Origin of the sequence: Leptolyngbya sp. FACHB-711, from assembly GCF_014695615.1 — a bacterium.
In the GTDB taxonomy this organism is placed as follows: domain Bacteria; phylum Cyanobacteriota; class Cyanobacteriia; order Elainellales; family Elainellaceae; genus Leptolyngbya_A.
In genome coordinates this window covers 19746-27020 of record NZ_JACJOR010000458.1, presented here as the reverse complement: position 1 = coordinate 27020, position 7275 = coordinate 19746, and the positions used below count along the sequence as shown (strand labels likewise).

7 protein-coding genes and 1 tRNA gene are annotated in these 7275 nt (G+C 50.2%); 4 read left to right on the top strand and 4 right to left on the bottom strand.

Annotated elements, in window-relative coordinates; all coding sequences use genetic code 11:
* Nucleotides 1–684: carotenoid oxygenase family protein (locus tag H6F80_RS20965; protein WP_190793466.1), on the top strand; the 684-nt coding region annotated here is incomplete at its 5' end.
* 208 nt (nucleotides 685–892) lie between these two features.
* Here H6F80_RS20965 and H6F80_RS20960 read toward each other — a convergent pair.
* Entirely contained in the window at nucleotides 893–1441 is a 549-nt protein-coding gene (locus H6F80_RS20960; protein ID WP_190793465.1) for a cysteine hydrolase family protein, read from the bottom strand.
* 674 nt (nucleotides 1442–2115) lie between these two features.
* Here H6F80_RS20960 and H6F80_RS20955 point away from each other — a divergent pair.
* Genes H6F80_RS20955 through H6F80_RS20945 form a run of 3 tightly spaced genes read left to right on the top strand, consistent with a single transcriptional unit; the run spans nucleotide 2116 to nucleotide 3306 of the window.
* A complete protein-coding gene (locus H6F80_RS20955) occupies nucleotides 2116–2580 on the top strand; it encodes a DoxX family protein (protein ID WP_190793464.1) in 465 nt (154 codons plus the stop codon).
* Nucleotides 2562–2765, top strand: coding sequence for a hypothetical protein (locus H6F80_RS20950; RefSeq protein ID WP_190793463.1), 204 nt, complete (start codon nucleotides 2562–2564; stop codon nucleotides 2763–2765). The genes H6F80_RS20955 and H6F80_RS20950 overlap by 19 nt, the downstream gene beginning before the upstream one ends.
* Before the next feature lie 28 nt (nucleotides 2766–2793).
* Nucleotides 2794–3306 (top strand): PD-(D/E)XK nuclease superfamily protein, encoded by a 513-nt coding sequence (locus H6F80_RS20945; RefSeq protein WP_206755100.1) that lies wholly within the window; start codon nucleotides 2794–2796, stop codon nucleotides 3304–3306.
* Between the two features lie 92 nt (nucleotides 3307–3398).
* On the opposite strand, the gene H6F80_RS20940 is transcribed toward H6F80_RS20945, so the two are convergent.
* The 3 genes from H6F80_RS20940 to recN all read right to left on the bottom strand — a co-directional run bounded on the left by H6F80_RS20940 (nucleotide 3399) and on the right by recN (nucleotide 7008).
* Nucleotides 3399–3470 (bottom strand) — tRNA-Thr (locus H6F80_RS20940).
* Between the two features lie 66 nt (nucleotides 3471–3536).
* Complete coding sequence (locus tag H6F80_RS20935) at nucleotides 3537–4715, bottom strand: citrate synthase (protein WP_190793461.1); 1179 nt, start codon at nucleotides 4713–4715, stop codon at nucleotides 3537–3539.
* Between the two features lie 430 nt (nucleotides 4716–5145).
* On the bottom strand, nucleotides 5146–7008 hold the full coding sequence (gene recN, locus H6F80_RS20930) for a DNA repair protein RecN (RefSeq protein ID WP_190793460.1): 1863 nt from the start codon (nucleotides 7006–7008) through the stop codon (nucleotides 5146–5148).
* Between the last annotated feature and the right edge of the window lie 267 nt (nucleotides 7009–7275).

The following is a 7275-nucleotide window of genomic DNA, read 5'->3' as shown; positions in this document are numbered from 1 at the left end:
GGAGAACCTGCTTTTGCCTTTGAACGCGATCGCCCCAGTCGGTTTGGCATTCTGCCTCGGCACGGCGAAAATCGCATGATTCGCTGGTTTGAATCACCCAGTTGCTACATTTTTCATACGCTGAATGCTTACGAGTCGGGGGATGACATTATCCTGATTGCCTGTCGGATGGGCAGCACCAGCATCCTGGGTGCGTCTCCGGGTTCCCATGAAAGCGATAATCGCGCTATTAGCAGTAATGTGCCGCTGCTTTACCGCTGGCGGTTCAATCTCAAGACTGGAACCGTACAGGAAGAGACCCTCGACGATTGCCCCTGCGAATTCCCACGCATCAACGAACAGTATTTAGGACGGCCTATCCGCTATGGCTATGCGGGCAAGAGTGCGCCTACCGCAATGCCCAAGTTTAATGGCTTACTCCAGTTCGATCTGGCGCATCAATCGGTGCAAACGCACTCCTTTGGGACAGGACGCTATGGGGGTGAAGGCGTGTTTGTGCCAAGACCCGGTGCGACGACCGAAGACGATGGGTGGCTGATGACGTTCGTACATGACGAAACTCAGAGCACCTCTGAATTGATCATTGTCGCAGCCCAAGCCATGACCGATGAACCAATTGCCCGCGTCTTGATGCCCCAACGCATTCCCTATGGTTTTCACGGCACCTGGATTGCGTTTGTATAAGACCTGCTACGGCGATCGCACTCAACACCAATCAATTTCCGATCGCCCCGCGCCCAATCCGCAGTTCAGCGTCACGGGAAGAGGAGGATAACAGCGTAGATCTAGAAGCATCGATCCCATCAGGGCCGTCTATGCTAGAACTTGATTTTGTCTAATGATTTTAGGGAGTATGCGATCGCTCCTAAAGGCTAAAAGTTTATGTTTGGGATTAATCGTCTTGGTTTGGCGTCGGAGCCGCAAGAAAGCCTTCTCCCAATCCAGCATCGCGCAAACGCTGTGCCCCAATATTGCGACTCAGAACCGCTAAACCTGCCAGATGCGCCTGCAACCCTGCAGTACTGGCACAGCAATCTGTTAACACAAGTGGTTCGATGCCTCGGTCAAACAAATCCATCGCAATTTTTAAGACACACATATCGGTGTCGATTCCAACTACAGCAACCTGCTGAATTTGATGGTCACAGAAATAATCCACGAGTTCAATAGGCATCCCGCATAATCCCGGTTTACTAAAGACGAATTGGGATTGAATGTAGGGAGCTAAGTCTGCCGCTAGATTGGTTTCAGGTTCCCCATGACAACCGTTCCAGTTGAGCAGGCGAGTGTAGGGACCATCGGATAAGTTAATGAAACGAGTAAATAATATCGGAGAATAGATTTTCTGCTCAATTAAGCGCACTACTCTGGGGGGAATGTGATGTGTAAAGTCGTTAATAAATCCTGTTTGCACATCAACAACCAGTAGAGGAATAGTCATAAAAGGTTTTAATGAGCTTTTCGCTTTTACGGTTAGTAATACTTTATATAAGGCCTAACTGCGGATCTTAACACCCCCTTTGGAAAGAAGAGAAAAGATGAACTGCAATTAGATTCACGAGTGGGCTAGTAAGCCTGCGATCGATCCTTCCACAATATAAGTTTGTCGCCTTTCAAGTGAATTCATCAGTTTTCTTATAAACCTCACCGAAAATATCTCGTTGGTTTCTTTATTGATGTTGTCTAATGTCTTATCAGCGACTCCAAATAGTTCTACCAATTTAGATCTAAATCGACAAAAAACGTTTAATATTCCACTCGTAAAACTTTGTAAGATTACCGCTTCGTGAAATAAACAGGTTGCCAAAGGAGTAGGGGGGAACCAAACCATCGCTTGTCTTTCTGCCTGCTGAGGGAGTCTTTATTGATTAAAGCAATGTGATGCTGCTCATGGATGGGGTCGGAGATCGGGTAGAGTTTAATGCAGGTGGGAAAGTGAGGGTCAATGAGGGGATGGAAACAAGGGTAAAAGGGGTTTGGGCGATCGGAGAAATTCGCAATCCCCCGTTCAGGGGCAGTTGTCGGAGCTGGCAATGGCTATGTTGCAATAATTCTGATTGACCGCTTTCCCAATCGGCGAAAATGAATTCAACCTAACTGAGATTCTTCTGAGCTATGACTGTGATTCAAACGAAACCGACGTTACTGGACGCCATGCTGCAATCCCCGGCGGTCGAGAGCCGTGTGGCTCAGATTGTTTGGACGATTTCTCGAGTGGCAGTAGGCTTACTGATGATCCATAACGGATTTAGCAAGCTGGCGGATGTGCAGGGCTTTGCCAACGGCGTTGTCAGTTTTATTGGCTTGCCTTACCCTGTGTTTTTGACCTATTGTGCTGCCTACGCTGAAATTGGAAGTTCGATTCTGCTGGTGCTGGGATTATTGACTCGGCTGAATGCTTTGATATTGCTATTCACCATGTTCATTGCTCTCTTTTTCCATCTTAAAAAAGACGGTTGGCACATTCCCCCTTTGGAAACAGCTTCCCTTTATGCCCTGTGGTTTAGCTTCTTCCTGACCAATGGCGGTGGTTTATTCTCGCTGGATACGGCGATCGCAAGGTGGCTGAGAAAATCCTGATCTCTGTCAACCACAATCCGTTTCCAACGGCGGAGGAGTTAGGGGCGATCGCCCGCCTCATCAGACTTGATCCCGGACGGATGCGGGAGATGTTGCCCCAGCAAGAAATGACGTTACAGCCTTGCCCGATTCGGCTTTGTGGAAGCTGCTATGCTGAGGTGCCTTGTCACCGGATGGAGTTATAACAGTGACGAGCAGCCTATCAATCTTCCTATGCCCAAACATAAGCCAATCAAAGTCAAAGCCGCCAGTGCAGGGTCAAATGCGAATGCTTCTGGCAAGCTAACAGAACATATTATTAAGTGCGTATTGGAGTGTGTTGGCTATTCAGTACAAACGCAGTATAAGCCTGGAATCAAAGACATCTTTGGCAAATCAATCAGAATTGATTGTTTTGTTGAACCGTGCGAGACCTTTCCCGGAGGGCTAGCGATCGAATCCAAGTGGCAGGATGCCTCTGGTAGCGTAATCGAGAAACTACCTTTTCTAGTTGAGAATATCAAGACTGTCTATCCTTGCCCTTGCATCATTGTTCTAGACGGAGAGTATATATGCAACTCCGATGTGGCAGCAAAAGCAATCGAGTACCTGAAATCACATAAGGACGGCGAGCGATTTCTTGAGGTCTTTTCATTTCAGGAGTTTATCTCATGGGCAATTAACGAGTTAAAGCATGGCTCGTATTCTCCTGCACCACTAACCAAGCAAATCAGCTTTGATTTTTGAGGTCGGTTCAAACTTTGGCTTTTTCTTTTTGCTGCTACAAATATGACTTCTACTGAAGAATCTCAAGCGCATTCCAAATTACTACTGTACAAAGCCGGTGATGAGATTTGAACTCACGACCGCTCGATTACGAATCGAGTGCTCTACCACTGAGCTACACCGGCAATCGCCTTACCTAGTATAGCAGGTATGCGATCGAGGACTGCAAGCAAAACAAAATTACCCTGAAATTATCCGGTCACGAGATTTAAGAGCTGCTGATCCTGCTCGGACTGACGCTTTTCAATCGGCACATAGGGCGTACCCCGCATTCCCGTATAGATTTGAGTTGGGCGGAAAATGCGGTTTTCGTTGAGCTGCTCTTTCCAGTGTGCCAACCAGCCAGCAACACGGGCGATCGCAAACACGGGCGTAAACAGGTCGGTGGGAATGCCCATTTTGCGATATACCAGACCCGAGTAAAAGTCTACGTTGGGATAAATACCTTTGTGTCCCAGGCGTTCTTCGACGGCTTTTTCTAGGGTGATCGCAATATCGTAATAGTGGTCGCGTCCAAACTTCTCGAAAAGCTGCTCTGCTAGCTCCTGCAAAATTGTGGCGCGAGGGTCTTTCACTTTATAAACTCGGTGCCCGAAACCCATAATCTTAGCTTTGCGCTGAATGCAGCTTTCCAGGTAAGGCTCTACGTTTTCGATCGAGCCGATTTCTTCTAACATTTCGATCACTTCTTCGTTTGCGCCGCCGTGGAGCGGACCTGCCAGCGTTCCCACTGCGGAGGCGATCACAGCATAAGGATCGGTCAGCGTGGAAGCCGTGACCATTGCCGAAAAGGTAGAAGCATTGATCGTGTGTTCGGCGTGTAAGGTCAGACAAATATCAAAGATTCGGGCGGCGAGCGGGTCCGGTTCCTGCTCGTTCAGCATATAGAGAAAATTGGCGGCATAGTCCAGGTCGTCGCGGGGCTGGATCGGGTCGTTGCCCTTTCGCATCATTTGAAAGGCAGCCACCATAGTGGGAATTTTTGCCAGCAGCCGCACTACCGCTGCCCGAATATAATCCGGGTTGTCGAGTGCACGCCGAGAATAAAACAGGCCCAGTGCTGCCGCGCAAGCCTGAAGCGCATCCATCGGATGACCGCTCTCCGGGAAACACTTCATCATGTCGCGAATGCGGTATTTCAGCCGTCGGTGAAAGCGAATCTCATGCTCAAACTCGGCAAGTTCTTCCTGAGAGGGCAGGCTGCCGTAGATCAACAGATAGGACGTTTCTAGAAAGGTGCTATGCTGTGCTAACTCTTCGATGTTGATGCCCCGGTACTCTAAAATTCCGCGCTGACCATCCACAAAGCTAATGCTGGACTGCGTCGCAGGAATTCCCTCCAACCCCGGTCTGTATTCACAAAACGTCATAATTTCACCGTAAGACCGAAATAACTTGAACTTTTAAGCGTGGCACTTGTTTGCCTACTGTTTTGTCAGCTTCGCAGCAGTTCTGACAGAATCATCCTGTAGGCTACGGTAATTGCGTTGAGTTACGCAAGGGTTACTTCAAAATTGCTTTGCTGTGCCTGATGTCTCAAACCGTCAACACTTCAAACTCCTGCTCATAACCCACGGGGGATTGAGCGCAAATCAGGTCGATTTCTATTATCTCGCGATCGATCAAGACTAAGAGCTAAGAATTAAGAAGGATTAACACGCTCTGTCAGAGGCGGTTTGAGCAGGGACGAGAGTTTGAGATTGCCTCCTAAATTCCTAAGCCTGAGGAACTTTGAAAGCCGAATCAGACTTGTTTTCCCAGCTTGCGCTAGTGCTTGCCTTTCTGCAGAAGCGGTTCTCACTAGCGAGGCAGACGCGCCGTTTTACTGCGGGAGGCAGATTTGGCGGCAGTTTTAGTCAACTGAGGCAGATGAGCGAGTCTTGCTTTTGCCGCTTCGTCCAGCAGAGAGTCTGCAAACTCGATCGCTTTCTGGTCGGATTTGCCACCTGCAAGCTGTGCCAGTTCTTCCCGTCGCTGCTGCTCGTTCAGCGGAATCACCCGCACCACGGTTCGGAGTTCGTCTTTTTGGGAAACTTCCGTTGGCTCAGGATCAGCTTCAGCCGCTTTGCCTTTGCCGCGCTTGCGCTTTGCCGGAGTGCCTTCGCCTGCCGAATCAATCACTTCTTTGGCAACACGATAGTGGTGGTCTGCCATTGCAGCAACGATCGGCTGGTGAGTCACACAAAGTATCTGGTGCCGCTGGCTCAACTGGTGCAACTTTTCGGCGATCGCCTGCGTGACCCGTCCCGACACGCCCACATCGATTTCGTCAAACACCATTGATCCCACCGAGTCTACCTGTGAGAAACAGGCTTTTAGCGCGAGAAGGAAGCGGCTCATTTCTCCACCAGAGGCAGTCTCTGCCAGGGGTTGCAGCGGTTCGCCAGGGTTAGGGCTGAATCGGAAGGTGATGCGATCGGCTCCAAAAGCACTCGGCGCAACCGAATCGATCCCGACGTTAAACTGCACTTTGTCCATTGCCAGCGGCTTTAACTCGCGCACCAGCAAGGCTTCTAGATTCTGAGCGGCTTTTTGTCTCAGGGTGGTGAGCTGGGCACAGGCTTCAGTGAGGGCAGCGAGTTGCTCTTGGTAAATCTGCTCTAGCTCCTCAACGGACTGCGCGCCTCCGGTCAGGTCTTCGAGCTGCTTTTGCAAACTTTCGCTATAGGCGATCGCTTCTGCCAGGGTCGGACCGTATTTGCGGCAAATTTGCTTGAGCTGGGCAATGCGTTCTTCGACTTCTTGCAGCCGCTCTGGGTCAGTTTCCAGGCTCTCGCCGTAGGCGTTAATCTGCCGTCCGGCTTCTTCGACCTGCGCCATTGCCTCCAGCACCATGTCTAGAATCGGCTGAAGCTGCTCGTCGTAGCGAATCATGTCCGTCAGGGTATGCTCTGCTTCACCTAGCAGATCGGCGCAGGCATGGGAGCCGCGATCGTTCTGGTAAAGTGCTTGATACACCTGATAGCTCTGCTGCTGAAGTTCGACAGCGTGGCCGAGCCGCTGATGCTCTTGCTGAAGCTGAGTCAGTTCGTCGGGGTCATGCAGATTTGCCGATCGCAGTTCTTTCGCCTGGTATTCAAACAAATCGAGCTGCTGAAGCCGCTGCTGCTCAAACTGGCGTTTCTTTTCGAGGGTTTGCAGTGCCTGCTGGGTGGAGGCGTAGAGTTTGCTGACGCGATCGCGCTGCTCAATGACCGCACTGCCGCCAAAGCCGTCGAGCCAATCGCGCTGAATGGCAGTCTGCCCTAACTGAAGCGTTTGCCCCTGGGCAGTAATTTCCAGCAGTCGCTCGCGCAGGGATTCCATTTGCTGTTTGTTGACCAGCACCCCATTCACCCTGGAACGGCTGCGGACGTTTCCCCGGTTAGCGGTAAGTTCGCGGCTGCACACCAGCGTCATATCGTCTACCAGCTCGATCTGCTGCTCAGAGAGCCAGTGAATTAAGGCAGGGTCGAGGTCAAAGGTGGCTTCGATCGTCGCTCGTTCAGCCCCAGTTCGAACTGCTCGGCTGGTCACTTTGCCGCCTAAAGCCGCATCGAGTGCATCTAAAATAATCGACTTTCCCGCCCCGGTTTCTCCAGTCAGGACGTTTAGCCCTGTGCCAAACTCCAGGTCTAACTGGTCAACCAAGGCAAAATTTTCAATCTGAAGGGAGATCAGCATGGAGCAAAATTCGCTTTGACCTGGAAATGCAAGATTTCAAATCGCTTTTTTCAAGCAGCTACTACCAGTGTAGTGGGACTAACTCTGGAGCGGATACCTGATAGAGAACATTTGAATTACTCTCTTCTAAAAACTTAGCCCCAAGCCCCGTTTCTGTCATCTATCAGATTTGCAAGGCTTAACATTCTTTACCCGCTTTACCCTATTCGCTTTATCCAGTAGAGATCAGTCAACCCAGTGTCTACAACCGAATACGGTCAGGTGCGG